The sequence below is a fragment of the Streptococcus australis genome (genome assembly GCF_047463015.1).
In the GTDB taxonomy this organism is placed as follows: domain Bacteria; phylum Bacillota; class Bacilli; order Lactobacillales; family Streptococcaceae; genus Streptococcus; species Streptococcus australis_F.
Genome location: NZ_JASHER010000002.1, coordinates 250,759 through 277,173 on the forward strand (window position 1 = coordinate 250,759; position 26,415 = coordinate 277,173).

Consider the following 26,415-nt stretch of genomic DNA (forward strand, 5'->3'; position numbering starts at 1 on the left):
GATGGATAAGGTTGATTTGGCTTATTTTGGTTATATTTTCTTAGTCTCTTTACCTTCTGCGTTTCTTGCATTTTACATGAATCGCCGAAGAATTAGACTGTTAGGCTTGTATGCGCCGGTAGTCTTTACTCTCTGCATGCTAAAGGTACTAGAATCTAATTTTAGTGACCCAGAATATGGTTCTTTAGAGGCGTTTATTCTCATGATTTTATATGGCTTTCCCTTGATAATAGGAGCCTTAGTCTACACACTGATTCGTCTGTGCTTTGTTTATAAGAAAAATCTGCGGAAGGGACTTTTGATTTTCCTATCCTATCTTATAGTTCCTCTTCTGGGCTTGTATGTGGTAATGCTATTTCAGCTCCATCAGTTCATGTTTGTAGTCATTATTCTGATGATTCTGGTTTCCTATCTACCACCTCTTTATCTCTATTATTTCGACAAAGATCAGTAGGCTACGGGACGCTTCCTTAATAATATCTTGTCGTTGATTGTATAGAAAGTTCAGAAGTGATCAATAGTTTACTGCTCTAACCTGTTAAAAAATATCCAACACCTTTAAGTGATGAAGGAGTAAAAGATGAGAACTGATACAGAAATGATGAATCTGATTTTGCAAATAAGTGAATCCCTGCGAGTGGAAGCAGTAGCCTTATCCGGCTCGCGGGCCGATATCCACTCTCTAAGAGATGAGTTTCAAGATTATGATGTAGTCTATATTGTTGAGAATCTGAACGACTTGTTATCTGATTTATCTTGGCTAGACCAGTTTGGAATGCGTCTGATTGAACAGCACAATCTCCTTGGACACCGTCGTCTGTATCTCATGCTTTTTGAAGATGGCAATCGCATCGATTTAACCCTCTGCTCCAAGGAGTATATCCAAGAGTGGGTGGATAGTGAGGCTGGTTTCAAAGTCTTAAAAGACGACAAAGGTTTGTTTGAAGCCTATCAGCCCAATTCCAATCGCTACTGGACTTATCCGCCTACCGAAGAAGAATTTGCAGCCTCCTGCAATGAATTTTGGTGGGTATCGGCTTATGTCGTAAAGGCCATTCGAAGAAATCAACTCATCTATGCGACCGATCATCTCTATGGCATTTGCCAGCAAGAACTCCTCAAGGTCTTGGCTTGGAAGGTAGCAAGCGATAGGGGAACCGTCGATATCGGTAAGAGCTACAAGTACCTCTTTCACTATTTGCCAACTGAGAAGGAGAAGGAGTTCTCAGCTTTGCTAGATCTATCTAGTTTAGAGAAGATCAGTCAATCCTTATTTGCTACCATGAATTTCTTTCATAGAGAAGCGCCAATCCTAGCCCAAAAGATGGGAGTTGCCTATAATCAGGAAGAGGCTGAGAAAATGATGGCTTATGCTGAAGAAAAACTGTCAAATCATTGATTAATCAACTATTTTAAACATCTTAAACTACAGAAAGAAGTCTTTGGTTACTTGAAGTGACTGAATTCCTTTTTCTAAAAATCTATTCAACATTCTTTGAAAGGAGTTGAACACGCCCTAAATACTGTGTGAAAAATATAAATTCTCTTGTGAGCATCGCTCACTGCAAGAATTTCCTATTTTCACTTTGTATTTTACGGGCTTTGTATCCTATATGAGTAATATCCAAAATATGTCCTTAGAGGACATCATGGGAGAGCGCTTTGGTCGCTACTCCAAATACATTATTCAAGAACGGGCCCTTCCTGATATTCGGGATGGCTTGAAACCTGTTCAACGGCGGATTCTTTATTCTATGAATAAGGACAGCAATACCCATGACAAGGGCTACCGCAAGTCGGCCAAGTCTGTCGGAAATATCATGGGGAATTTCCACCCTCACGGGGATAGTTCGATCTATGATGCCATGGTCCGCATGTCTCAAGACTGGAAGAATCGTGAGATTCTTGTTGAGATGCACGGTAACAATGGTTCTATGGACGGTGATCCACCGGCTGCCATGCGTTATACGGAAGCCCGTCTGTCTGAAATTGCTGGTTATCTCCTTCAAGATATCGAAAAGAACACAGTGCCATTTGCCTGGAACTTTGACGATACAGAAAAAGAGCCAACTGTTTTGCCTGCAGCCTTTCCAAACCTCTTGGTCAATGGAGCTACGGGTATTTCTGCTGGTTATGCGACAGATATTCCGCCCCATAACCTTGCTGAAGTCATCGATGCGGTGGTCTACATGATCGACCATCCTTCTGCTAAGGTAGACAAACTCATGGAGTTTCTACCTGGACCTGATTTCCCGACTGGTGCTATTATCCAAGGTCGTGATGAGATCAAGAAAGCCTATGAAACAGGTAAGGGACGGGTGGTTGTCCGCTCTAAGACAGAGATCGAGCAACTCAAAGGTGGCAAGCAGCAAATCGTCGTCACTGAGATTCCTTATGAGATCAACAAGGCTGTCTTGGTCAAGAAGATCGACGATGTTCGTGTCAATAACAAGGTGGCCGGTATTGCTGAAGTTCGGGATGAGTCTGACCGGGATGGTCTTCGCATTGCCATTGAGTTGAAGAAAGATGCCAATGCAGATCTAATCTTGAACTACTTGTTCAAGTACACAGATTTACAGGTCAACTACAACTTCAATATGGTGGCAATTGACAACTATACCCCTCGTCAAGTGGGGATTGTACCGATTTTATCAAGCTACATTGCTCACCGTCGAGATATCATTGTCGCTCGCTCTCGCTTTGACAAGGAAAAAGCCGAACGACGCCTCCACATTGTAGAGGGATTGATCCGCGTCATTTCCATCCTTGATGAAGTCATCGCCTTAATCCGTGCTTCTGATAACAAGGCAGATGCTAAGGAAAACCTTAAGATTAGCTATGATTTCACAGAAGAGCAAGCAGAAGCCATTGTCACCTTGCAATTGTACCGTTTGACCAATACAGATATCGTCACCTTGGAAGAAGAGCATGCTAACCTCAAGGAGCAAATCGCGACCTTGGCTGCTATCATAGGGGATGAACGGACTATGTTCAATCTCATGAAGAAGGAATTGCGTGAAGTTAAGAAGCTCTTTGGCAATCCGCGTCGTAGTGAGCTACAAGACACTGCTAAAACAATTGAGATTGATACAGCCAGCCTCATTGTCGAAGAAGAAACCTTCGTTAGCGTGACCCGTGCTGGTTATATCAAACGGACCTCTCCTCGTTCTTTCAATGCATCTACAGTGGAAGAAGTCGGTAAGCGGGACGACGATGAATTGATTTTCGTAGAGCCTGCTAAGACTACCCAGCATCTCTTACTCTTTACCAACTTGGGAAATGCCATTTATCGACCTGTTCATGAATTAGCAGATACCAAGTGGAAGGACATCGGGGAGCACCTTAGTCAGACCTTGACCAATTTCGAGCAAGAAGAAGAGATTCTTTTTGCGGAGATTGTGGATCAGTTTGAAGGAGTGACCTACTTTGCAGCTACCCAACAAGGCCAAATCAAGCGTTTTGAACGCAAGGAATTGAGCCCATGGCGGACCTACCGCTCCAAATCAACGAAGTACGCTAAGCTGAAAGACCAAGAGGACCGTATCGTAGCGGTTGCACCAGTTGTCCTCGAGGACATCATGATCATTACCCAAAATGGCTATGGTCTGCGCTTCAATATTGAAGAGGTGCCAGTAGTTGGGGCTAAAGCAGCAGGAGTCAAAGCTATTAACCTGAAAGATGGAGATCAAGTGGTAGCCGTCTTTAAGTCGACGACTCCAAGCATGTACATTCTGACCCAGAGAGGCAGTCTGAAACGGATGTCCCAGGACGATATTCCAGTGACTAGCCGGGCCAAACGCGGATTGCAAGTCTTACGTGAATTGAAGTCTAAACCACACCGCGTCTTCAAGGCAGGTCCAGTCTTCACGGACCAAGGGGATTTTGATCTCTTCACGAGCCAGGAAGAAGTAGCAGAGCAGGATCAAATCCTTCAGATTACCTCCACTACAGGTCAGGTGACAGAAGTGGATGTTACCCAACTCAACTTATCAGAACGAACTAGCAATGGTTCCTTTGTCAATGATCAAATTTCTGATCAAGAAGTCTTTACTGCTAGAATCAAATAAAACCAAAATTAGCCAGTTTATGGCTAATTTTGTTTGCTCGATAAATTTTCTGAAAATTGCAAATTTCACTTGAAATTCTCATGAAATGGTGTAAAATAGAGTACATGAATAAAGTCATCCTTTGTGGTGGCTCTTGCTATTTAGCAAGTCTTGAATGGAAGAAGGATAACAGACATGACAGTATCACTTGATTGGGAAAATCTTGGATTTTCTTATATGAAATTACCTTACCGCTACATCGCCTATTACCGCAATGGTGCTTGGGAAAAAGGAGAACTATCCGAAGATGCTACACTTCATATTTCGGAATCTTCTCCAAGTTTGCACTATGGACAGCAAGCTTTCGAGGGGCTGAAAGCCTACCGTACAAAAGATGGCAGTATTCAATTGTTCCGTCCAGATGAAAATGCCAAACGCCTGCAACGGACTGCTGATCGTCTTTTGATGCCTCAAGTTCCAACGGATATGTTTGTGGAAGCTTGTAAAGCAGTAGTGCGTGCCAATGAAGAATATGTCCCACCGTATGGAACAGGTGGAACACTCTATCTTCGTCCGCTTTTGATTGGAGTCGGAGATATCATAGGAGTAAAGCCAGCAGAAGAATACATCTTTACCATTTTTGCTATGCCAGTTGGAAACTACTTCAAGGGTGGCTTGGTTCCAACCAACTTCTTAATCCAAGACGAATATGACCGGGCAGCTCCTCATGGGACGGGTGCAGCGAAAGTCGGTGGAAACTATGCCGCTAGCCTCTTACCTGGTAAATTAGCTAAGTCTCGGAACTTCTCAGACGTGATTTACTTGGATCCAGCGACCCACACCAAGATTGAAGAAGTGGGATCTGCTAACTTCTTTGGGATCACAGCTGATAATGAGTTTGTGACTCCACTTAGCCCATCAATTCTGCCATCTATTACCAAGTATTCCTTGCTCTATCTTGCTGAGCATCGTCTTGGTTTGAAACCAATCGAAGGTGATGTCCCAATCGATCATCTAGACCGATTTGTCGAAGCAGGGGCTTGTGGAACTGCTGCCGTTATTTCACCAATAGGTGGAGTTCAACACGGAGATAACTTCCATGTCTTCTATTCAGAAACAGAAGTAGGACCAATTACCCGCAAGCTTTATGATGAATTAACGGGCATCCAGTTTGGTGATATAGAAGCACCAGAAGGATGGATCTTCAAGGTAACTGAATAAATCAATCATAAGAGGGGGGACTCCCTCTTTTTTTCATAGGAATAAATACTAGCAAAATAAAATAATTTAATCATGAAACATTTTCGGCTTGCAAGCATGTGAAAATTTTTGTAAAATAAAGGGGTTGAAATGAGGTAGAAGAATGAGTAAAAAAGATAAAAAAATTGAAATCCAAATTTCTGATAGCAAGGTAGTTGTTGGAAAAGATACCTTTGATGGCTACCAATTAGCGATTGGGAAGAAGGCTATTGCTGAGATTGCTGATATGGGAGCTCAGTTCGCTCTTGTGAAAAACGGAGCCGTAGAAAGTCTTTATAAATCGCTGGAAAAAGCAGTGGAAAGTGCCATCGAAAATTATAATTTGAACAAATAAGGGGTTGCATTTTCATGAAATCAATGGTATAATTGTGTCTGTTGATTTGCTTGGAGAGATAGCGAAGAGGCTAAACGCGGCGGACTGTAAATCCGCTCCTTCGGGTTCGGGGGTTCGAATCCCTCTCTCTCCATTTCACTTTTGGGGTATAGCCAAGCGGTAAGGCAAGGGACTTTGACTCCCTCATGCGTTGGTTCGAATCCAGCTACCCCAGTTCTAGGTAATATCAGATAAGGTGGTAAAATATCTACTCAGGTATTTTATTTCTTTATATGAAGATGTCGTTGTAGATCATTTTGATTTCGTTGCGAGTGCTTGCTTAGGAAAAATAATTATAAGTATGTCAAGTTTAGAAAACTTGATTGTTGGAGGATTTTTTAGATGAATGAATTTGAAGATTTGCTAAACAGTGTTAGCCAAGTTGAGCCAGGTGATGTTGTTACTGCTGAAGTTTTGACAGTTGACGCTACACAAGCTAACGTTGCAATCTCTGGAACTGGTGTCGAAGGTGTCTTGACTCTTCGCGAATTGACAAACGATCGTGATGCTGACATCAATGACTTGGTTAAACCAGGTGAAACACTTGAATTGCTTGTTCTTCGTCAAGTAGTTGGTAAAGATACTGATACAGTAACTTACCTTGTATCTAAAAAACGTTTGGAAGCTCGCAAAGCATGGGACAAATTGGTCGGACGTGAAGAAGAAGTTGTTGCTGTTAAAGGAACTCGCGCTGTTAAGGGCGGACTTTCAGTAGAATTTGAAGGACTTCGTGGATTTATTCCAGCTTCAATGCTTGATACTCGTTTTGTACGTAACACTGAACGTTTCGTAGGTCAAGAATTTGATGCTAAAATCAAAGAAGTTGACGCAAAAGAAAACCGCTTCATCCTTTCTCGTCGTGAAGTTGTTGAAGCTGCATCAGCTGCAGCTCGCGCTGAAGTATTCGGTAAATTGAACGTTGGTGACGTTGTAACTGGTAAAGTTGCTCGTATCACTAGCTTCGGTGCTTTCATCGACCTTGGTGGTGTTGATGGATTGGTTCACTTGACTGAATTGTCACACGAACGCAACGTTTCACCTAAATCAGTTGTAACTGTTGGTGAAGAAATCGAAGTGAAAGTCCTTGACTTGAACGAAGAAGAAGGTCGCGTATCACTTTCATTGAAAGCTACAACACCTGGACCATGGGATGGCGTAGAACAAAAATTGGCTGCTGGTGATGTCATTGAAGGAACTGTTAAACGTTTGACTGACTTCGGTGCATTCGTTGAAGTATTGCCAGGTATCGATGGACTTGTACACATCTCACAAATTTCACACAAACGTGTTGAAAATCCAAAAGATGTTCTTAAAGTTGGACAAGAAGTAACTGTTAAAGTTCTTGAAGTAAATGCTGCTGATGAACGTGTATCACTTTCTATCAAAGCTCTTGAAGAACGTCCAGCTCAAGAAGAAGGCGAAAAACAAGAAAAACGTCAACAACGTCCACGTCGTCCAAAACAAGAAAAACGTGACTTTGAACTTCCAGAAACTCAAACTGGATTCTCAATGGCTGACTTGTTTGGTGATATTGAATTGTAATCAACTTAAAAAGCTTGCTTAGGCAAGCTTTTTTTACTTGTAAAATGATCGATTTTTTGATATACTATAACAGTTGCCACCCTTAGTGTAATGGATATCACGTAAGATTCCGGTTCTTGAGATGGGGGTTCGATTCCCTCAGGGTGGATGTCGATAGGAGAGCCTTGAGGCTCTCTTTTTTTATTTTTGGATGAGAAAGATAGCAGAAGGTTTTTAAGAGCAGGATTGGGCTCTCAGGGCTCTCTAGGATTTCATAATAATGAGATCAAGAAAACACCATGTCCTAAGACATGGTGTTTAACGTTTTGTTTAGTTTTTAGAAGCTGCTTGGAATTCTGGGTTCTTCCATGCTTCATCGATAATTGCTTGCAATTCTTTTGCAGATGCTTGCATTTTTTGTGTTTCAGCGTCGTTCAATGGGATGTTTACTGGACGAACGATACCGTGAGCACCAACGATCGCTGGTTGACCGATAAAGACGTTCTCAACTCCGTATTGTCCTTCTTGGAAGACTGAAAGTGGAAGAACTGCATTTTCGTCATCAAGGATTGCACGAGTGATACGAGCAAGAGCAACGGCGATACCATAGTAAGTAGCCCCTTTCTTGTTGATGATTGAGTAAGCAGCATCACGTACAGAGATGAAGAGATCTACAAGGTCAGCTTCATCCAAGTCACGGTTAGCTTGTAACCATTGTTCCAATTTTACACCGGCAACGTTAGCGTGTGACCAAACAGCAAACTCAGAGTCACCGTGTTCACCCATGATGTAGGCGTGAACTGAACGAGCATCAACGCCGATTTTTTCAGCAAGTGCTTGACGGAAACGAGCTGAGTCAAGAGAAGTACCTGAACCGATAACACGTTCTTTAGGGAAACCTGAGAATTTCCAAGTAGAGTAAGTCAAGACGTCAACTGGGTTAGCAGCTACAAGGAAGATACCGTTAAATCCTGAAGCAACAACTTGCTCAACGATTGATTTGTTGATGGCAAGGTTTTTACCAACAAGGTCAAGACGAGTTTCACCTGGTTTTTGAGGAGCACCCGCAGTAATGACAACGAGGTCAGCATCCGCACAGTCTTCGTACTTAGCAGCATAAATCTTCTTAGGAGAAGTGAAGGCAAGTGCGTGGCTAAGGTCTTCAGCATCACCAACCGCTTTTTCAAACAATTGAGGGATTTCGATGATACCTAATTCTTGTGCGATACCTTGAGTAACAAGTGCGAAAGCATAAGATGAACCTACAGCGCCGTCACCAACAAGGATAACTTTTTTATGTTGTTTAGTTAATGTCATTATTCTAAACGTCTCCTTCTATTTTTTTGGGTTTCCCCATTCGCATTTATTCTACCACTTTTACTTTTCTTTGTCACGGTTTTACGCCTATTTTGGACGATGTAAACGTTTTTACTCTTGTGTTCCGAAGGAGAAAAAAAGTCCTAAATGTGTTATAATAGTATGGTGAATTAATTAAAGAGAGGCATTGTTTTAATGCAGGATAATAACTTAGTTGATGTTAACTTAACATCTGAAATGAAGACCAGTTTCATCGATTACGCTATGAGTGTTATCGTGTCTCGGGCTCTTCCTGACGTGCGAGATGGTTTAAAGCCAGTTCATCGTCGGATCCTTTATGGAATGAATGAACTTGGGGTTACACCAGATAAACCACATAAGAAATCTGCCCGTATTACTGGGGATGTTATGGGTAAATACCATCCACACGGGGACTCTTCTATTTATGAGGCTATGGTTCGGATGGCTCAATGGTGGAGCTATCGCTACATGCTTGTAGATGGGCATGGGAACTTTGGTTCTATGGATGGTGATGGAGCCGCGGCCCAACGGTATACAGAAGCTCGTATGAGCAAGATTGCTCTTGAAATGCTTCGGGATATCAACAAGAATACAGTTGATTTCACAGATAACTATGATGCCAGTGAACGCGAACCAAACGTCCTTCCAGCTCGCTTCCCTAACTTGTTAGTCAATGGAGCGACAGGGATTGCGGTAGGGATGGCAACAAATATCCCTCCACACAACCTCGGTGAGTCTATTGATGCTGTCAAGCTAATGATGGATAATCCTGATGTGACAACGCGTGAACTGATGGAAGTGCTTCCTGGACCAGATTTCCCTACTGGAGCCTTGGTCATGGGCAAATCGGGTATTCATAAGGCCTATGAAACAGGAAAAGGCTCGATTGTCTTGCGGTCTCGGACGGAAATTGAAGAGACCAAGACAGGCCGTGAACGCATTGTCGTCACTGAATTTCCTTATATGGTCAACAAGACCAAAGTGCATGAGCATATCGTTCGTTTGGTTCAAGAAAAACGAATCGATGGGATTACAGCAGTTCGGGATGAGTCTAACCGGGAAGGGGTTCGTTTCGTCATCGAAGTCCGTCGCGATGCCTCAGCCAATGTTATCTTAAACAACCTCTTCAAGATGACCCAAATGCAAACCAACTTTGGTTTCAACATGTTGGCTATCCAAAATGGTGTCCCTAAGATTCTCTCTCTTCGTGAGATTTTAGGATCTTATATTGAGCACCAAAAAGAAGTGGTGACTCGTCGGACCATCTTTGATAAAGAGAAGGCGGAAGCTCGTGCCCATATCTTGGAAGGTCTCTTAATCGCTCTTGATCACATCGATGAAGTGATTAAAATCATCCGTAATAGCCAGACAGATGCAGAAGCACAAGCAGAATTGATGAGTAAGTTCAAGCTTTCTGAGCGTCAAAGTCAAGCTATCTTGGATATGCGTCTTCGTCGTTTGACTGGTTTGGAACGTGACAAGATTCAAAGCGAATACGATGATCTCGTTGCTTTGATTGCTGATCTTGCTGATATTTTAGCCAAGCCAGAGCGTGTAGTTGCGATTATCAAGGAAGAATTGGACGAGGTCAAACGGAAGTTTGGAGATCCACGTCGGACAGAATTGATGGTAGGAGAAGTTCTATCACTAGAAGACGAAGATTTGATTGAAGAAAGCAATGTCTTGATTACTCTCTCTAACAAGGGTTACATCAAACGATTGGATCAAGATGAATTTACTGCTCAAAAACGTGGGGGACGTGGTGTTCAAGGTACAGGGGTCAAAGATGATGACTTTGTCCGTGAATTGGTTTCTACCAGCACCCATGATCGTTTGCTCTTCTTTACCAATAAGGGACGGGTTTACCGTCTGAAAGGCTATGAAATCCCTGAATACGGCCGTACAGCTAAGGGACTTCCAATTGTCAACTTGCTCAAGTTAGATGACGGAGAATCCATTCAGACCATTATTAACGTCGCTCAGGATCGTAGTGAAGACGCTTATCTCTTCTTTACAACCCGCTCAGGTTTGGTAAAACGGACCAGTGTAGCTGAGTTTGCTAATATTCGTCAAAATGGCTTGAAAGCTCTTAACCTTAAAGATGAGGATGAGCTGATCAACGTCTTCCTCACAGACGGAAATACGGACGTGATCATCGGGACCAAATTTGGGTATTCTGTCCGCTTCAATGAGTCTGTCGTGCGGAATATGGGGCGTTCGGCAACTGGGGTTCGAGGTGTCAACCTTCGTCCAGGCGACCAAGTGGTCGGTGCAAGTGTGATTACAGATCAAGATGAAGTATTGATCATCACTGAAAAGGGATACGGTAAACGCACGCGTGCTGATGAGTATCCAACAAGAGGACGTGGTGGTAAAGGGATTAAAACTGCTAATGTGGTTGATAAGAATGGTCCTCTGGCCGGTCTCATGACTGTCAAAGGAGATGAGGATTTGATGATTATCACCAATACAGGTGTCATGATTCGTACCAGCGTCGCCAATATTTCTCAAACTGGACGTTCGACCATGGGTGTGAAAGTGATGCGTCTGGATCAAGATGCTCAAATCGTAACCTTTACAACGGTTCAAGCTGACGAAAAAGATGAGTCAGAGACTGAAACTGAAAGTGAAGGGTAGGATAAATAATGGCTTCAAGAAGAAAAAAGAAGAAAACAAGCTTACGCAATCGCTTGATTAATATCTTTGCTACCTTGCTGATCCTTTTGTCTATCGCTCTGATTTTTAATGCTCCGATTCGGAACATGATCATGGTTTGGCATACCAATCAGTACCAGGTCAACAAGGTATCGAAAAAGACCATCGATAAGAATAAAGAGGCTAAGACTAGCTTTGATTTTAAAGAAGTCAAATCGCTGTCTACAGAATCTGTCATCAATGCCCAATGGCAGGCACAAAAGTTACCTGTTATTGGAGGAATTGCAATTCCAGAATTGAAGATGAACCTTCCGATTTTTAAAGGCTTAGATAATGTGGGGCTTTATTATGGAGCAGGTACCATGAAAGAGGACCAGGTTATGGGGCAAAGGAATTACTCCTTAGCTAGTCACCATGTCTTTGGTTTGACTGGGGCAAATGAAATGCTCTTTTCCCCATTAGAACATGCCAAAGCTGGAATGAAAATCTATATCACTGATAAGGAAAAGGTCTATACCTATGTCATCAATTCTGTTGAGACAGTAACGCCAGATCGGGTCGATGTCATTGCAGATCGAGAAGGGGTAAATGAAATTACCTTGGTGACCTGTGAGGATGCCGCAGCAACTTATCGTACGATTGTAAAAGGTACTTTGGAAACTTCAGTAGATTACTCAAAAGCACCAAAAGATATCCTAGAAGCTTTCACAAAATCTTATAATCAAATGCAATTATAATCAACAAAAAAAGAGGTCCTTGACCTCTTTTTTTCTGTTAATTTTCTGCCAATTTGTAAGAGGATAGTCATAAAATGTTACCTGACTGACATATTTTTGCATGCTTTCTATTTTATAATAGAAGAGTGATAGAAAGAAACTTGGAGGAACCGAATGCGCACAGAAGATATCTATACTTTGTTAAGAAACTTCTATGGCTTACTGGTCAATGATTTCCCCAAAACAGGGCTCATTACCAAGGGGATCTACGAAGTTGAACAGGTCTTCGAAACCATTGAAAACCTTCCTGATGATCAAGAACACTTAATTCGATACGAAATTCGTCAATTTCTTGCGTCATTGGAACAAGTGCAAGAGTGCTATAGAATTAACTTCTCAAATGAAGAAACTCGAATTCTTGAAAACTTAAGAGAAGTAGTTTGTCCAATTTAATTTATACAGAATCGTCCTTTTTCCTCCTCAATTGCGAATTATTAATTGAGGAGGTTTTTTATGTATCATATTGTATTTCAAGAATCAGGTCTCTTACCTAGAGAACGTTTGCTAACAGAAGGACCTGATAAGCTCAGTCATCAAGAATTGCTGTCCATCTTATTACGGACGGGGAACAAAAATAAACCAGTCTACGAGATCGCTCAGGACCTGCTGGGCTCACTAAAGAGTTTAAAAGAACTGGCTAGTATGAGTTTTCAGGAGTTACAGGAAGTTCCAGGAATTGGGAAAGTTAAAGCCATTGAGCTGTTAGCTGCTATTGAACTAGGGAAACGAATACAGACTTCGGAAGTGATTGAAACGGAACAAATCATGAGTAGTCAGAAGCTGGCAAAAATGATGCAACAAAAAATAGGCCATGAGAAACAGGAACATTTATTGGCCCTGTATCTGAATACCCAAAATCAAATTATCCATCAGCAAGTGATCTTTATCGGAACAGTCAATCGTAGCATTGCAGAACCGAGGGAAATCTTGCACTATGCCATCAAGCATATGGCGACATCCATAATCTTGGTTCACAACCACCCGTCCGGTATCATTCATCCTAGCAAGAATGATGATGGTGTCACCCAACAAATGATTGAAGCCTGCAATTGTCTAGGAATTGTTTTTCTGGACCATCTGATTGTCTCAACTGATGATTATTATAGTTACCGGGAAGAAACAGATTTATTGGTATAGAAAAAGAGAGTGGGACAGAAATCGGTAATTCGTTAGAATTCGATTTCGTCGTCCCACCTCCGCACAGTTGAGTAGGGCTGTAAAAGCTGATAAAATCAGCGTAGTAGAGCCCACTCAACCACTGCGTCTTGCTCAATAATCCAAAGACAATTGAGAGGCTAGGACTTTTGTCCCAGCCTCTTTGCTTATCATGAATTCTTGCGCATAAAGTAGAGAAGGGTTTGCAGTTCACTGGTTAGGTCGACATATTGGACTACCACATCTTTTGGAACTGTTAAGTGGACTGGAGAAAAGCTAAGGATTCCCTTGATACCAGCTTCAACTAGTAAATCTGCAACTTCTTGAGATTTTACACTTGGAACGGTTAAAATAGCTGTTTGAATCTCTTTTCCCTCAAGTTTTTCTTTTAGTGAGGAGATGCCGTGAATCGGAATACCATCTTTACTTTTAGTGCCGACTAACTCATGATCATCCGTATCAAATGCCATGACAATTTTCATTTTATTTCGCTCATGGAAGCGATAGTGAAGAAGGGCACTCCCCATATTTCCAATCCCGACGATAGCAACATTGGTGATGGAGTTATCATTCAAGAGATCGGCAAAGAAGTTCATTAACTTTTTGACATCATAACCAAAACCACGTCGTCCAAGCTCTCCAAAGTAGGAGAAGTCTCGACGAACAGTTGCGGAATCAATCCCGATGGCTTCAGCAATCTGTTTTGAATTTGCTCGCTCGATTTTCTCTGCATTAAAGCGTTTAAAAATGCGGTAATACAAGGAGAGTCGTTTGGCAGTAGCACGAGGAATTGGATTAGTCTTATCTTGTTTCACAATATCACAACCTTTCAAATCTATTTTATAAAAAGTTTGTGAAAAAAGCAACTATCTTCTACTAAAAAAACACCAAAATGGTGTTTTCTTTGTTAATTGGAATTTCTTAAACTCTGATCGAACTGAATCAGATAGCGATAAAAGTCACCGATTTTTCCAGTGAAAGGTAAGGTATGCTCCTTGTAGGTAACAGAAACAACCTGATAGGAATCTGGAATGGTCACACAGCCTGAGAAGGCTAATAGACAGTGATCGATGTTATCGTAGCTAACCTGACGTTCTTTTTGGTATGCATCCAAATAGGTGAGGACTACAGGACCATTGGTCATTAGTTTTCAATCCTTTCAAAGATTTCACGTTCAACTAAACTGTCCATGAGGAAGTAGAATTTTTGTTGGATAATCTTGTTTTCTGGGTTTTTAAAAATATTTACCAAACGAAGGCCTGACTTGTCAGTAATGTTAATTTTAAATCCTGTTAAATCCTTATTGATGATAATTTTTAACTTAAAGCCATCTCCACTATTTGGAATAGCTTCTAACAAACGATTTAATTCGTAGTTTCCAACCTTTGTTTGTGCAAAGGTATTGTCGCGTAGGGTATATTTTTTAATATTTGGATGGATTGCGTATGTGTAATCGCAGTTTGGTAATGAGACAGATGTTTCAAATGCCATGTAATTCTCCTAAAATTTTGTGAATAGTTGTTATAAAAGTATCGACTTCAGCAGTCGTATTGAATTCGGATAAACTAATGCGAATAGATTCCTTCAATCGATGAGAATCTTCGCCATAATAAGCTGCAAGAACGTGGCTTGGTTGAACAGTTCCTGCTGTACAAGCAGAGCCGGTTGAGACTGAAATCCCTGCCATGTCTAAACGAAGCAGTAAGATATCATTGCTGATACCTGGAAAGCCGATATTTAAGACATGAGGAAGTTTGGAGTCTGTGCTATTCAGATAGAAATCTAAATCTTCTAGGCCAGTTAGGATACGATCAGATAAGCTCTGAATGTACTGATAATTTGCGTCTAACTGATCAGTTGCTTCTTTAAGGGCTTGAGCCATTCCAGCAATTGAAATCAAGTTCTCTGTGCTAGCTCGACGTTTGTCTTCTTGGTCACCCCCGTGTAAGAGATTGAAGAAGTCAGGCTTTTTAGCATAGAGAAGACCAACTCCCTTAGGCCCGTGAAATTTATGGGCCGATGCGGTTAGAAAATCAACTCCTAGCTCTTCAGGGGCTACAGCAAGTTTACCAACGGCTTGAACAGCATCAACATGAAAAGCAGCAGGATGGTCTTTTAAAAGGTCAGAAATTGCCTTGATAGGCAAGAGATCACCCGTTTCGTTGTTGGCATACATGGTGGATACTAAAATTGTATCGGGACGAAGTGCAGCTCGAATATCTTCAGGTCGAATTTTTTGATCTACTGGTTGAATGATGGTTACTTCAAATCCATATTCTTGGACCAAATACTCAATCGGTTCCAGAACGGCATGGTGTTCGATAGCCGTGGTGATAATATGCTTGCCTTTCTGTCTGTGTTTGAGACAGTAGCCCTTTATAACAGTGTTATTGCTTTCGGTTCCCCCAGAAGTGAAGGTAATTTGTTGACTAGAGGTTTTTAAACAAGATGCAACGCATTCCCTAGCATCTCTAAGAATCTTTTTTGCTTGGCGACCGTGGGAGTGGAGACTGGATGGATTTCCGAAACTGGATTCCATCGTTTCTGTCATCACCTTGATTACTCCAGGGCTTAGAGGAGTTGTTGCTGCATTGTCAAAATAAATCACGCCATCACCTTATTTCTTGTGGTATGCAAAGAGTGGACTAACAGGTTTACGCTCTTGGATACGAACAAGGGCATCTCCAATCAATTCGCTTGCAGTAATGTATTTTACATTTTGGGGTTTTTGCTCTTTGGTTGCTACAGAGTCTGTAACCAAAATTTCTTTAATCGGTGCTTGGTCTAGTAATTCTGCAGCTCCCTTAACGAAAAGTCCGTGACTAGAAACGGCATAAATCTCAGTAGCGCCGTCGCGTTGAACAATTTTTGCAGCCTCAGAGAAGGTTTTTCCTGTATTCAAAATATCATCGATCAGGATTGCTTTTTTACCTTTAACATCCCCGATGATGTAGCCCTCGTCACGGCTAGAGTCGTCTTGGGCGTAGTCGATGATAGCAATTGGGGCATCTAGATATTCTGCAAGATTGCGTGCGCGTTTCACTCCAGAATTTTTAGGGCTGACAACCACTACATCTGAACCGGTTAAACCTTGTTTGATATAGTGATCAGCAAATAGAGGAATCGTGAACAAGTTGTCTACTGGGATATCGAAGAAGCCTTGTACTTGAACCGCATGAAGATCGAGGGTTACAACACGGTCTACCCCTGCCTTGACAAGCATGTTGGCAACTAATTTTGCTGTAATTGGTTCGCGAGGAGCAGCAGTGCGGTCTTGACGAGCATACCCAAAGTATGGAAGGACCACGTTTACGGTATGGGCACTTGCTCGTTGGCAAGCATCTACCATGATTAACAATTCCATTAAGTGATTGTTCACTGGGAAGCTAGTAGATTGGATGATGTAAATATCATATCCACGCACACTTTCTTCGATATTAATTTGGATTTCACCATCTGAGAATTGACGTGAAGAAAGCTTTCCGAGTGGGATGCCAGCAACTTCCGAAATTTTTTGTGCAATTTCTTGGTTGGAGTTGAGTGCGAAGAGCTTCATATTGTTTTTTTCTGACATGTATTTGATCCTCATTTAGATATTTTTGTCTAGTCTTATTTTAGCAAAAAAATTCAGTAATTTCAGCTTTTTAGCAAACTTTGAGCCAATCTGGCCACTTTACTTTTTGCTGGCTTATATTCAATTTGTTTTTCCTTGAGAAATTCGTGAAAATAAGTTTCATCTGAGGCAGCATCTACCTCCATTTCCAACTCATAGTCCTCAATAGAATTATAACGACTACGGTCAAAGGCTAATAAACCTTTAGGGATTCTTTTCTCACGTCTCTCTGTTTCCAGACTACCCCAGACATCTAAGGAAGTTAGAGGAATGTCTAAAGCAGTGAGAAAGCTGGCAATCTCACCTTGAGGGAGTTTCTTCTTGGAGAGAAAGGCTTCTACTTGTTCAAAAGTAAGGGCTTGATTGTATTCAAAATGTCCCGCATCTTGCGGTACTTTAAGGGTTAGCTCAGCCCGATCAGCTAAGGTACGAATTCGCAAGGCCATCCGATGATTCCGGATAGCTTGGTCGGGCGTGTCAATATAGTGATTGGTTTGTCGGATAGGAGGTTGGTCCTTGAAAAAGTCTTCTAGAGAATGGTACTCTTCTTTGGTTAGTAAGGTTTTAAATTCAATTTCTAAATGATTCATAGCTACGTCCTTTTCTTTCGTTTGCAAGCTCTTTATGATATAATAATAGATGTGTTTATTTTATACAAAAAACTTTGAGATGACAAGGTGATTCAATGGCGATTGATTGGGAAAATTTTTTAGATCCCTATATCCAAGCAGTTGGGGAGTTGAAGATTAAACTTCGTGGGATAAGAAAGCAGTATCGCAAACAACAAAAGCATTCCCCAATCGAGTTTGTGACCGGTCGTGTGAAGCCGATTGAGAGTATTCTCGAAAAGATGGAACGCAGAAGTATATCTGAAGAGAACCTGGCTCAAGATATGCAAGATATTGCTGGTCTGAGGATCATGGTTCAATTTGTAGATGACGTAGACGAAGTCCTAGAAGTCTTGCGGAAGCGTCAGGATATGCGCGTGGTTCAAGAACGAGACTATATTCGTCACAAGAAATCAAGTGGGTATCGAAGCTATCATGTAGTGGTAGAGTATCCAGTAGATACCATTAATGGCTATGAAACGATTTTGGCAGAGATTCAGATTCGTACTTTGTCTATGAATTTCTGGGCCACCATTGAACACTCATTAAATTACAAATATAAAGGAGATTTTCCGGACGAGATTAAGAAGCGTCTTGAAGTCACCGCGAATTTGGCTTATCAACTCGATGAGGAAATGGGTGCCATTCGTGATGCCATTCAGGAGGCGCAAGCTCTTTTTGATCCAATGCATCGTAAATTAAACGATGGCGTCGGAAATAGTGATGATACAGATGAGGACTACAGGTAAAAAGGTTTCGATTATTCGGAATCGAAAACGCCAGAGCGAAGAGGTTTTTCAACAACTTCGTTATAAATTAAAAAAGAATAATTTTATCTTAACTGAGAAGCATCCGGATATCGTGATCTCTATCGGTGGGGATGGTATGTTGCTCTCGGCTTTTCATAAGTACGAGAGTCAATTAGATCGGGTTCGTTTTGTTGGAGTGCATACGGGTCATCTTGGATTTTATACGGACTATTTAGATGATGAGATTGACAAGTTGGTAGAAAATCTCAAGTTCGATACAGGTGCCAAGGTATCTTACCCAATCCTTAATGTCAAAGTGACCTTTGATAATGGGGATACGAAGATTATGCGAGCTCTTAACGAAGCGACAATCAAACGCAGCGATCGAACCATGGTGGCTGATTTAACCATCAATGGCGTTCATTTTGAGCGATTCAGAGGGGATGGCATTACGGTTTCGACCCCTACAGGTAGCACAGCTTATAACAAATCTTTGGGAGGAGCTGTGCTTCACCCGACGATCGAAGCGCTTCAGATTGCTGAAATCGCTAGTCTGAATAATCGTGTCTATCGAACTTTGGGGTCTTCGATTATTGTTCCCAAAAAAGATAAGATTGAAATCACGCCTAGCCGGCCAGGTTTTCACATTCTCTCTGTCGATAATTCAACCTATTCCTATCGAAATATCGCCCATATCGAGTACCAGATTGATAACCACAAGATCAATTTCGTAGCGAGCCCAAGCCATACCAGTTTCTGGAATCGGGTCAAGGATGCCTTTATCGGAGATATTGACGAATGAGGTTCGAATTTATTGCAGATGAACATGTCAAGGTTAAAACCTTTCTGAAGAAACATCAGGTTTCAAAAGGCTTATTGGCCAAGATCAAGTTTTCTGGAGGTCAGATTTTAGTCAATGGCGTCGAACAAAATGCCATTTATCTTCTGGATATCGGAGACAAGGTAACGATTGATATTCCCTCTGAGGAAGGTTATGAAGCCTTGGAAGCCATTGATCGTGATTTGGAAATCTTGTACGAAGACGATCATTTCTTGGTTATCAACAAACCAGCAGGAGTGGCATCCATTCCTAGCTCCCTTCATTCCAATACCATTGCGAACTTTGTCAAGGGTTACTATGTTCGCAATCAGTATGAAAATCAGCTCGTTCATATTGTCACCCGTTTAGACAAGGATACCAGTGGGATCATGCTTTTTGCCAAACATGGCTATGCCCATGCTCGCTTAGATAAACAACTTCAGGCTAAGACCATTCAAAAACGTTACTTTGCATTGGTAAAGGGTAAGGGGGAGTTGGAAAGTAAAGGGGATATCATTGCTCCCATTGCGCGTGATGAAGACTCCATTATTACCCGAAAGGTAGCAAAAGGTGGCAAGTATGCTCATACCAGCTACCAAATTGTTCAGTCTTTCGGTGATATTCATCTGGTGGATATCCAGTTGCATACAGGCCGGACCCATCAGATTCGCGTTCATTTTTCTCATATTGGTTTTCCACTTTTGGGAGATGACCTCTATGGAGGTTCGTTAGAAGATGGGATTCTTCGACAAGCCTTGCATTGCCATTCCTTGGCTTTCTATCATCCTTTTTTGGAAGAGGAGCTCCGAATTGAAAGCTCTCTGCCAGATGATTTTAGCCGAGTCTTAAAACAGTTATCAAATATTTAATTTTTTTCAAAGGAGAAACTCATGGAAGTTTTTGAAAGCCTCAAAACCAACCTCGTTGGTAAGAATGCTCGTATTGTGTTACCAGAAGGGGAAGAGCCTCGTATTCTGCAAGCAGCAAAACGGATTGTAAAAGAAACAGACGTTACACCTGTCTTGCTTGGTAATCCAGATAAGATTCGTATTTACCTTGAAATTGAAGGAGTTTTGGAAGGATACGAAGTTATCGACCCGCATTCTTACGCAGGCTTTGATGAGATGGTAGCTTCCTTGGTAGAACGTCGGAAGGGTAAAATGACAGAAGAAGAAGCACGTCAAATTTTGCAAGACGATGTCAACTACTTTGGTGTTATGTTGGTACATCTGGGAATCGTTGATGGTATGGTTTCAGGTGCGATTCACTCAACAGCTGCAACTGTTCGTCCAGCCCTTCAAATTATCAAAACTCGTCCAAATGTCAAACGCACTTCAGGTGCCTTCCTCATGGTTCGTGGTTCTGAACGTTACTTGTTTGGAGACTGTGCGATTAACATCAATCCAGATGCTGAAGGTTTGGCTGAAATTGCCATCAACTCTGCTATCACAGCCAAGATGTTTGGCATCGATCCGAAAATCGCCATGTTGAGCTATTCAACCAAAGGTTCTGGTTTCGGTGAAAGTGTTGATAAAGTTGTGGAAGCAACAAAAATCGCTCATGAACTTCGTCCAGACCTTGAAATTGATGGGGAATTGCAATTTGACGCTGCCTTTGTACCAGAAACAGCAGCATTGAAAGCTCCAGGAAGCAAGGTGGCAGGACAAGCTAATGTCTTTATCTTCCCAGGTATTGAGGCTGGTAACATTGGGTACAAGATGGCAGAACGTCTCGGTGGCTTTGCTGCAGTAGGACCAGTTTTGCAAGGGTTGAACAAACCAGTTAACGACCTTTCTCGCGGATGTAATGCAGATGACGTTTACAAATTGACCTTGATCACAGCAGCTCAAGCTGTGGAACAATAAGAATGATTGAAAGGCTTAGGGATTTCCTAGGCCTTTTTATGGTAGAGTCAGAATCTCTAAAGTAGAAGTCATTCTATGGTATACTAGGAATATGATGGATTTAAAAGATTACGGGATTATCATGTGGGAGGAGGAAAAAATTGCCTCTTTCCGAGAAAAGTTATTAGCCTGGTATGATGCCAATAAACGGGATCTCCCCTGGAGACGGACGCAGGATCCTTATAAAATATGGATTTCAGAGATTATGCTCCAGCAGACACGTGTCGATACGGTTATTCCTTATTATGAGCGTTTTTTGGATTGGTTTCCGACCATTGCGGATTTAGCTCAAGCCCCTGAAGAAAAGCTCTTAAAAGCTTGGGAGGGCTTGGGCTATTACTCGAGGGTCCGCAACATGCAGAAAGCTGCCCAGCAAATCATGGAGGACCATGGGGGTGTTTTCCCATCAAGCTATGAGGCTATCTCTAAACTCAAGGGAATTGGACCTTATACAGCTGGTGCCATTGCCAGTATTGCTTTTGGCTTGCCAGAGCCAGCAGTGGATGGCAATGTCATGCGGGTTTTAGCTCGTTTGTTTGAGGTTGACTACGATATCGGAGTTCCGACTAATCGTAAGATTTTTCAAGCCATGATGGAAGTCTTGATCGATCCAGAGCGTCCGGGTGATTTCAATCAGGCTTTGATGGATCTGGGCTCAGATATTGAATCACCAGTCAATCCACGGCCCGAAGAGAGTCCTGTAAAAGAGTTTAGCGCGGCCTATCAGCATGGGACCATGGATCGCTATCCCATCAAGGCTCCAAAGAAGAAACCAGTACCCGTTTATTTAACAGCCTTTATTATAAAGGATAGTCAAGAGCGCTACCTGCTGGAAAAAAATGAGCGAGAGGGACTCTTGTCAGGCTTCTGGCATTTTCCCTTGATTGAAGTGGATAGTCTATCTGAGAACCTGGGCCAATTGTCTCTACTGGATGAGAAGGAACAAGCAGAGAGCAATCTAGAGATTCTCTCCTTTGAACAGGACTATGACTTAGTCATTGATTGGCAAGAGAGAACTTATCCCATGGTCCAGCATGTCTTTTCGCACCGCAAGTGGCAGGTTCAACTTCGGTACGGATTGGTAAAAGAAGGAGAACAAGCAACCAGTGAATCAACTATTTGGTTAAAACCGGAAGAATTTTCGGCCTTTCCTTTTGCCAAACCCCAGCAGAAGATTTGGACGACTTTTACAGAAAATGAAAAATAGCTAGAGAATAATCTCTAGCTATTTTTTTTATAGATGAGCGAATGCTTTGATTTCTTCTTCTGACATGGATGAGTCGCAGCGAACGGTAACTTCACCGGCTTCGACATGTAAAAATCCAGGAACAGTTGGAATGCCATAGGTAGAGCGGAAGACTTGCAAAGCATCCAGTTGACTTGGTTCTTCACTATTAATGAAGTAGATATGAGCTTTAGTTTCGGCTACTACAGTTGCTAATTTAGCAGCGAACTTTCGGCAATATGGGCAAGTCTTGCGTCCAATAAAGAAGGTTGCTGTTTCTTTTTGGTCGATGGCTTCTTGCGCACGCGCAACAGTGGTTACTTCAAGATCTTTAATATCTTCTAAAAATTGTTCCATGAGATTACCTCGCTTTCTTATAAATCTAGTATGCCATAAAGGGCGAAAAAATGCTGTATTTTGATACGAAAAAAAGATGAGATTGGTTGATCTCATCTTTTGTGGTTTCTTATTTTACAAAGGCATTGATTTCAGCTTCGATGTTAGCAATTTTAGCTTGAGAATCTTCGTTGCTTTCACCAACAACGGCAATGTAGAACTTAATTTTTGGTTCTGTACCTGAAGGGCGAACGGCAATCCAAGAACCATCAGCAAGTGTGTATTTCAATACATCACTTGGAGGAGTTGTCAAGGTTGTTACAGTGCCATCAGCAGCAGTAGATGTTTGTGCTTTGAAGTCTTCAGTGATTGAAACTTCTGTTGAGTTAAATTCTTTTGGCCCGTTTTCACGGAATTTCGCCATAATCGCTTTGATTTGCTCAGCACCGTCAACACCAGAAAGTGTAACAGAGATTGTCTTTTCAGCATAGTAGCCGTACTCTTTGTAGATTTCTTCGATACCGTCAGCAAGTGTCAAACCACGAGAGCGGTAGTAAGCAGCAAGCTCAGCAACGACAAGGACAGCTTGAATCGCATCTTTATCACGTACGAATGGTTTAATCAAGTAACCGAAGCTTTCTTCAAATCCCATCATGTAAGTGTGATTGTGTTTTTCTTCGAATTCTTGAATCTTTTCAGCGATGAATTTGAAACCAGTCAAGACGTTAAACATAGTTGCGCCGTAGCTTTCAGCAATCTTCGTTACCAAGTCAGTTGATACGATAGATTTGCAAAGGGCTGCATTTTCTGGAAGAGTGCCAGCATTTTTGTGAGCTTCCAAGATGTACTTAGCCATGATAGCACCGATTTGGTTACCTGAAAGGTTAAGGTAGCTACCGTCTTTTTGAAGGACTTCAACACCGACACGGTCAGCGTCAGGGTCAGTTGCCACAAGAACATCAGCTCCTACTTGGCGACCAAGTTCTTCTGCAAGAGCAAAGGCTGCTTGGCTTTCTGGGTTTGGTGATTTTACAGTTGAGAAGTCAGGGTCTGGAGTTGCTTGAGCTTCAACGACTTGAACAGAGTCAAATCCTGCTTGAGCAAGAGCACGACGAGCCAACATTTCACCAGTACCGTGAAGAGGAGTGTAGACAATCTTCATGTCTTTGCCAAACTCTTCAATCAAGGCTGGGTTGATGTTAACGTCTTTTACTTCTTTGAGGTATTCAGTATCGACAGCTTCACCGATGACTTCAATCAAACCAGATGCTTTTTCAGCTTCAACATCCGCAACTTCTACAGCGAATGGATTGTCGATGGCACGGATGTAGGTTGTCAAAGCGTCCGCGTCGTGTGGAGGCATTTGACCACCATCTTCACCGTAAACCTTGTATCCGTTAAACGGAGCAGGGTTGTGGCTAGCAGTAATCATGATCCCTGCGAAACAGTTTAGGTGACGAACAGCAAATGAAAGTTCTGGAGTTGGACGGAGACTTTCAAAGACATAGGATTTAATACCGTGTTTTGCAAGAACGGCTGCTGATTCAAAGGCAAATTCTGGAGAGAAGTGACGGCTATCATAAGCGATGGCTACACCACGTTCTTTTTCGTTTCCACCTTTTGATTCGATCAAACGAGCCAAACCTTCAGTTGCTTGGCGAACAACGTAGATATTAATGCGGTTTGTACCAGCACCAATCAAACCACGCATACCAGCAGTACCGAATTCAAGGTTTGTGTAAAAGGCATCTTCCTTTGTTTTTTCATCCATGCTTTCCAAATCACGACGAAGATAGTCTGGAAGATCTGAGAAATCAACCCATTTTTGGTAGTTTTCTTGGTAAGTCATAGTGCAACTCCTTATTTCTATAAACTAATCGCTTACATTATAGCAAATTTTTTCAGAAAATTCTAGCGATAATTGTAAATCTTTTCAAAAATAAAGGGGGAATTTTGGATAGAAAAAAAGAGGCTGGGACAAAAGTCCTAGCCTCTCAATTGTCTTTGGATTGTCGAGCAAGACGCAGTTTTCGAGTGGGCTCTACTACGCTGATTTCATCAGCTTTTATAGCCCTACTCAACTGTTTATTTTATTTTTTCAAGGGCTGGGACAACGGCACTAGTGATCAGAACCGTTGCAATAACTTCGATAAGTGAGTTTGTAGACACAATCAAGGCTAGAAAATCGTTGATTCCACCTTTGAATTGACTACCAAAAAAGAAGTAAATCCCACTTAAAACAAAAACGGTATTGGTCATGGATCCGACAATGCCGGCTGTTATTAACCCGGTACGATTGCGCATTAATTGATAGATATAGTAAGGTGTTATTCCGATCAAGATACGTGGAACTATTGCAATAAGGAGGGAATAGAAGTTTCCGTTTGGTACAAAGGGACTAAAGAGGTGGCTTGCAGGTGTTAAAACAAGGGTATTCATCGTTAAACTAAATAGTCCCATAAGCAATCCTAAGGTAGCTCCGATTCGTGGCCCGTAAATGATAGACGCGATCACAACAGGAATATGAACCAAGGTTGGCTGAATACCTGATGGTACAAAATGTAAGATGAAGGAAGTTGTAAAATGGATGGTAATCATTACCGCGAAAAATATAGCAATGCGTGAAATGGATGAAGATTTTTTCATGAAAGTGACTCCTGTATAGTAGTTAGAATGGTTTCGATAGAAGCTAAAGCTCCAGACCCTTGATCGCCACAAGCCAGAGTAGCATGGCGAGGTTGAATAATCTGATAGCCGTAGTCTTGTAAAAGTTTTAGATTTCGTTGGGTAGCTGGGTGTTCCAGCATTTTCGTATTCATAGCGGGGGCTAGGATTTTTTTAGTTCCTTGAGGCAAGGCTAGAGCTGTGCTCGTCACCATATTATCCGCTAGCCCTATGGCAAGTTTTGCAATGGTATTGGCACTTGCAGGAGCGACTAGAAAAAGATCAGCCTCTTTCCCCAAGTCAATATGTTGGATTTGTTTTGGATCGTCTTCTGTCATGACCTCTACCAGGACAGCTTGTTTGGAGAGGACCTGAAGTGTTAGAGGGGTAATAAAAGCTGTAGCTGCAGGAGTCATAAGAATCTTTACCTGGTGACCGAGCTTGGTCAGTTGACTGGTGAGGTCTGCTGCCTTGTAGGCAGAAATGCTCCCAGTTACAGCCAGTAGTATATTCGCCATAGGTTTTATCCTTTGTTCCTAATGTGATGATAAATTTTTTGAGCAATATCCAATTTCGTTTCGGCTATTTGAGTAGCATCTTTCGTAACTAAGTAAGCTCGATGTTTTCCGTCTTGAATTTCGCTTAAGTCATTGGCAACAATCATTTCTGCCTGATTTTTTTCGAGACTTGCACGAGCAACGGCTAGGAGTTGATCCTGTGCTACACCAACCAGCAGTTTAAAGCCGATCAAGCGAATGTCTGGATTCCATGTTTTTACTAAGGAAATCAACTTAGGATTTTTCTTTAAAAAGAGAACTTGGTAATCTTCCTCTGAAGAAATTTTCGATTCCTGGTTGGTTTGATGAAGAAAATGCTCTAAATTGCTAGCTTCTTTGACAGCCTGGAAACCTGACATATAGACAGGGCTGTAGTCAGAGACAGCCATAGCATGGATGAGCACCTGGTGAGTTGGAGTTTCTTTTTCAAGGACTGTTTGAAGTTCAGCGACATCTTTGATAAATATCTTTCTTAAATGAGGATGTTCTTTAGGCTGAACCGCAGTTGGAGTTGTCACCAGAGTCACAGAAAAACCTGCCTCTAAAAAACGTTTGGAAATGATTTTTCCAAGTTGACCAGTGGAATGGTTGGTAATCGAACGAACCTGATCAATCTTTTCACTCGTCCCACCGGAAGTAATCAAAATATTCATAGGCTTATTTTACAAGAATTTTATATTTTAGTAAAGCCAAGAACACGGCTCTTGCGATTGTTGGTCAAGGGGATACAAAGGCGGTAGAGTAGACGACGAAGGGACTCATAGTTATTTCATATAGAGGGGTATAAGAAATTGGAATAAAGGCTGAAAAAGCAG

Annotated in this window: 27 protein-coding genes and 3 tRNA genes; 18 read left to right on the plus strand and 12 right to left on the minus strand. The window is 41.9% G+C overall.

All coding sequences use genetic code 11. The features are described 5' to 3' along the window. Position 1 precedes the first annotated feature (1 nt). The 9 genes from QM873_RS03040 to QM873_RS03080 all read left to right on the plus strand — a co-directional run bounded on the left by QM873_RS03040 (position 2) and on the right by QM873_RS03080 (position 7,369). Positions 2–454, plus strand: coding sequence for a hypothetical protein (locus QM873_RS03040; protein WP_195213948.1), 453 nt, complete (start codon positions 2–4; stop codon positions 452–454). A 126-nt stretch (positions 455–580) separates the two neighbouring features. Beyond that, the gene (locus tag QM873_RS03045; protein ID WP_195213947.1) at positions 581–1,399 is read left to right on the plus strand and encodes an aminoglycoside 6-adenylyltransferase; all 819 of its coding nucleotides are present in this window, start codon (positions 581–583) and stop codon (positions 1,397–1,399) included. Positions 1,400–1,613: 214 nt separating this feature from the next. Continuing rightward, the gene (gene parC, locus QM873_RS03050; RefSeq protein WP_414278781.1) at positions 1,614–4,067 is read left to right on the plus strand and encodes a DNA topoisomerase IV subunit A; all 2,454 of its coding nucleotides are present in this window, start codon (positions 1,614–1,616) and stop codon (positions 4,065–4,067) included. A gap of 174 nt (positions 4,068–4,241) precedes the next feature. Beyond that, complete coding sequence (locus tag QM873_RS03055) at positions 4,242–5,267, plus strand: branched-chain amino acid aminotransferase (RefSeq protein ID WP_306474599.1); 1,026 nt, start codon at positions 4,242–4,244, stop codon at positions 5,265–5,267. A 142-nt stretch (positions 5,268–5,409) separates the two neighbouring features. Further along, the gene (locus QM873_RS03060; RefSeq protein WP_048715920.1) at positions 5,410–5,640 is read left to right on the plus strand and encodes a DUF2969 domain-containing protein; all 231 of its coding nucleotides are present in this window, start codon (positions 5,410–5,412) and stop codon (positions 5,638–5,640) included. Positions 5,641–5,692: 52 nt separating this feature from the next. After that, positions 5,693–5,773: transfer RNA gene (locus QM873_RS03065), tRNA-Tyr, on the plus strand. A gap of 9 nt (positions 5,774–5,782) precedes the next feature. Further along, a tRNA-Gln gene (locus QM873_RS03070) sits at positions 5,783–5,854 on the plus strand. Positions 5,855–6,021: 167 nt separating this feature from the next. Beyond that, on the plus strand, positions 6,022–7,221 hold the full coding sequence (gene rpsA / locus QM873_RS03075; protein WP_414278782.1) for a 30S ribosomal protein S1: 1,200 nt from the start codon (positions 6,022–6,024) through the stop codon (positions 7,219–7,221). Positions 7,222–7,297: 76 nt separating this feature from the next. After that, a tRNA-Arg gene (locus tag QM873_RS03080) sits at positions 7,298–7,369 on the plus strand. Between the two features lie 161 nt (positions 7,370–7,530). Here QM873_RS03080 and QM873_RS03085 read toward each other — a convergent pair. Then, positions 7,531–8,517, minus strand: a complete 987-nt coding sequence (locus QM873_RS03085; protein ID WP_048689936.1) for an L-lactate dehydrogenase — start codon at positions 8,515–8,517, stop codon at positions 7,531–7,533. A 195-nt stretch (positions 8,518–8,712) separates the two neighbouring features. Between QM873_RS03085 and gyrA the strand changes: the two genes are divergently transcribed. The 4 genes from gyrA to radC all read left to right on the plus strand — a co-directional run bounded on the left by gyrA (position 8,713) and on the right by radC (position 13,106). Then, the gene (gyrA, locus tag QM873_RS03090; RefSeq protein WP_414278783.1) at positions 8,713–11,175 is read left to right on the plus strand and encodes a DNA gyrase subunit A; all 2,463 of its coding nucleotides are present in this window, start codon (positions 8,713–8,715) and stop codon (positions 11,173–11,175) included. Positions 11,176–11,183: 8 nt separating this feature from the next. Next, positions 11,184–11,930, plus strand: a complete 747-nt coding sequence (locus tag QM873_RS03095; protein WP_023023150.1) for a class A sortase — start codon at positions 11,184–11,186, stop codon at positions 11,928–11,930. 153 nt (positions 11,931–12,083) lie between these two features. Beyond that, complete coding sequence (locus QM873_RS03100) at positions 12,084–12,362, plus strand: hypothetical protein (protein ID WP_048715928.1); 279 nt, start codon at positions 12,084–12,086, stop codon at positions 12,360–12,362. 60 nt (positions 12,363–12,422) lie between these two features. Further along, entirely contained in the window at positions 12,423–13,106 is a 684-nt protein-coding gene (gene radC / locus QM873_RS03105) for a RadC family protein (protein WP_048715930.1), read from the plus strand. 188 nt (positions 13,107–13,294) lie between these two features. Here radC and QM873_RS03110 read toward each other — a convergent pair whose 3' ends face one another. The 6 genes from QM873_RS03110 to QM873_RS03135 form a co-directional block, all read right to left on the minus strand. After that, on the minus strand, positions 13,295–13,939 hold the full coding sequence (locus QM873_RS03110; protein WP_154852809.1) for a redox-sensing transcriptional repressor Rex: 645 nt from the start codon (positions 13,937–13,939) through the stop codon (positions 13,295–13,297). Between the two features lie 92 nt (positions 13,940–14,031). Next, on the minus strand, positions 14,032–14,268 hold the full coding sequence (locus QM873_RS03115; protein WP_048715932.1) for a DUF4649 family protein: 237 nt from the start codon (positions 14,266–14,268) through the stop codon (positions 14,032–14,034). Then, positions 14,268–14,615, minus strand: coding sequence for a DUF1831 domain-containing protein (locus QM873_RS03120; RefSeq protein WP_129822080.1), 348 nt, complete (start codon positions 14,613–14,615; stop codon positions 14,268–14,270). The genes QM873_RS03115 and QM873_RS03120 overlap by 1 nt, the downstream gene beginning before the upstream one ends. Further along, positions 14,605–15,732, minus strand: coding sequence for a cysteine desulfurase family protein (locus QM873_RS03125; protein ID WP_023023161.1), 1,128 nt, complete (start codon positions 15,730–15,732; stop codon positions 14,605–14,607). Before QM873_RS03125 ends, QM873_RS03120 begins: the two co-directional genes overlap by 11 nt. 9 nt (positions 15,733–15,741) lie before the next feature. Next, positions 15,742–16,698 carry a ribose-phosphate diphosphokinase gene (locus QM873_RS03130; protein ID WP_023023163.1) on the minus strand — a complete coding sequence of 319 codons (957 nt, stop codon included), beginning with the start codon at positions 16,696–16,698 and terminating at the stop codon, positions 15,742–15,744. Positions 16,699–16,760: 62 nt separating this feature from the next. Continuing rightward, entirely contained in the window at positions 16,761–17,327 is a 567-nt protein-coding gene (locus QM873_RS03135; RefSeq protein ID WP_414278784.1) for a CYTH domain-containing protein, read from the minus strand. A 95-nt stretch (positions 17,328–17,422) separates the two neighbouring features. Here QM873_RS03135 and QM873_RS03140 point away from each other — a divergent pair, with 95 nt between their 5' ends. From QM873_RS03140 to mutY, 5 genes are all read left to right on the plus strand, one after another. Then, on the plus strand, positions 17,423–18,094 hold the full coding sequence (locus QM873_RS03140; protein ID WP_048690012.1) for a GTP pyrophosphokinase: 672 nt from the start codon (positions 17,423–17,425) through the stop codon (positions 18,092–18,094). Further along, positions 18,078–18,896: an NAD kinase gene (locus QM873_RS03145; RefSeq protein WP_281281320.1), complete on the plus strand. Its 819-nt coding sequence runs from the start codon at positions 18,078–18,080 to the stop codon at positions 18,894–18,896. The genes QM873_RS03140 and QM873_RS03145 overlap by 17 nt, the downstream gene beginning before the upstream one ends. Next, positions 18,893–19,783, plus strand: coding sequence for an RluA family pseudouridine synthase (locus tag QM873_RS03150; RefSeq protein WP_414278785.1), 891 nt, complete (start codon positions 18,893–18,895; stop codon positions 19,781–19,783). The genes QM873_RS03145 and QM873_RS03150 overlap by 4 nt, the downstream gene beginning before the upstream one ends. A gap of 21 nt (positions 19,784–19,804) precedes the next feature. Next, positions 19,805–20,779, plus strand: coding sequence for a phosphate acetyltransferase (gene pta / locus QM873_RS03155; protein WP_023023173.1), 975 nt, complete (start codon positions 19,805–19,807; stop codon positions 20,777–20,779). 91 nt (positions 20,780–20,870) lie between these two features. After that, positions 20,871–22,025 (plus strand): A/G-specific adenine glycosylase, encoded by a 1,155-nt coding sequence (mutY, locus tag QM873_RS03160; RefSeq protein WP_048715943.1) that lies wholly within the window; start codon positions 20,871–20,873, stop codon positions 22,023–22,025. Positions 22,026–22,052: 27 nt separating this feature from the next. Here the strand turns inward: mutY and QM873_RS03165 are convergent, their stop codons facing one another. From QM873_RS03165 to QM873_RS03185, 5 genes are all read right to left on the minus strand, one after another. Continuing rightward, positions 22,053–22,400: a thioredoxin domain-containing protein gene (locus tag QM873_RS03165; protein ID WP_048715945.1), complete on the minus strand. Its 348-nt coding sequence runs from the start codon at positions 22,398–22,400 to the stop codon at positions 22,053–22,055. A 109-nt stretch (positions 22,401–22,509) separates the two neighbouring features. Then, a complete protein-coding gene (locus QM873_RS03170; protein ID WP_414278786.1) occupies positions 22,510–24,228 on the minus strand; it encodes a phospho-sugar mutase in 1,719 nt (572 codons plus the stop codon). A gap of 236 nt (positions 24,229–24,464) precedes the next feature. After that, the gene (locus QM873_RS03175) at positions 24,465–25,025 is read right to left on the minus strand and encodes an ECF transporter S component (protein WP_129269106.1); all 561 of its coding nucleotides are present in this window, start codon (positions 25,023–25,025) and stop codon (positions 24,465–24,467) included. Further along, the gene (gene coaC / locus QM873_RS03180) at positions 25,022–25,561 is read right to left on the minus strand and encodes a phosphopantothenoylcysteine decarboxylase (RefSeq protein ID WP_048715950.1); all 540 of its coding nucleotides are present in this window, start codon (positions 25,559–25,561) and stop codon (positions 25,022–25,024) included. The genes QM873_RS03175 and coaC overlap by 4 nt, the downstream gene beginning before the upstream one ends. A 5-nt stretch (positions 25,562–25,566) precedes the next feature. Next, on the minus strand, positions 25,567–26,253 hold the full coding sequence (locus tag QM873_RS03185; RefSeq protein ID WP_048715952.1) for a phosphopantothenate--cysteine ligase: 687 nt from the start codon (positions 26,251–26,253) through the stop codon (positions 25,567–25,569). Positions 26,254–26,415 lie beyond the last annotated feature (162 nt).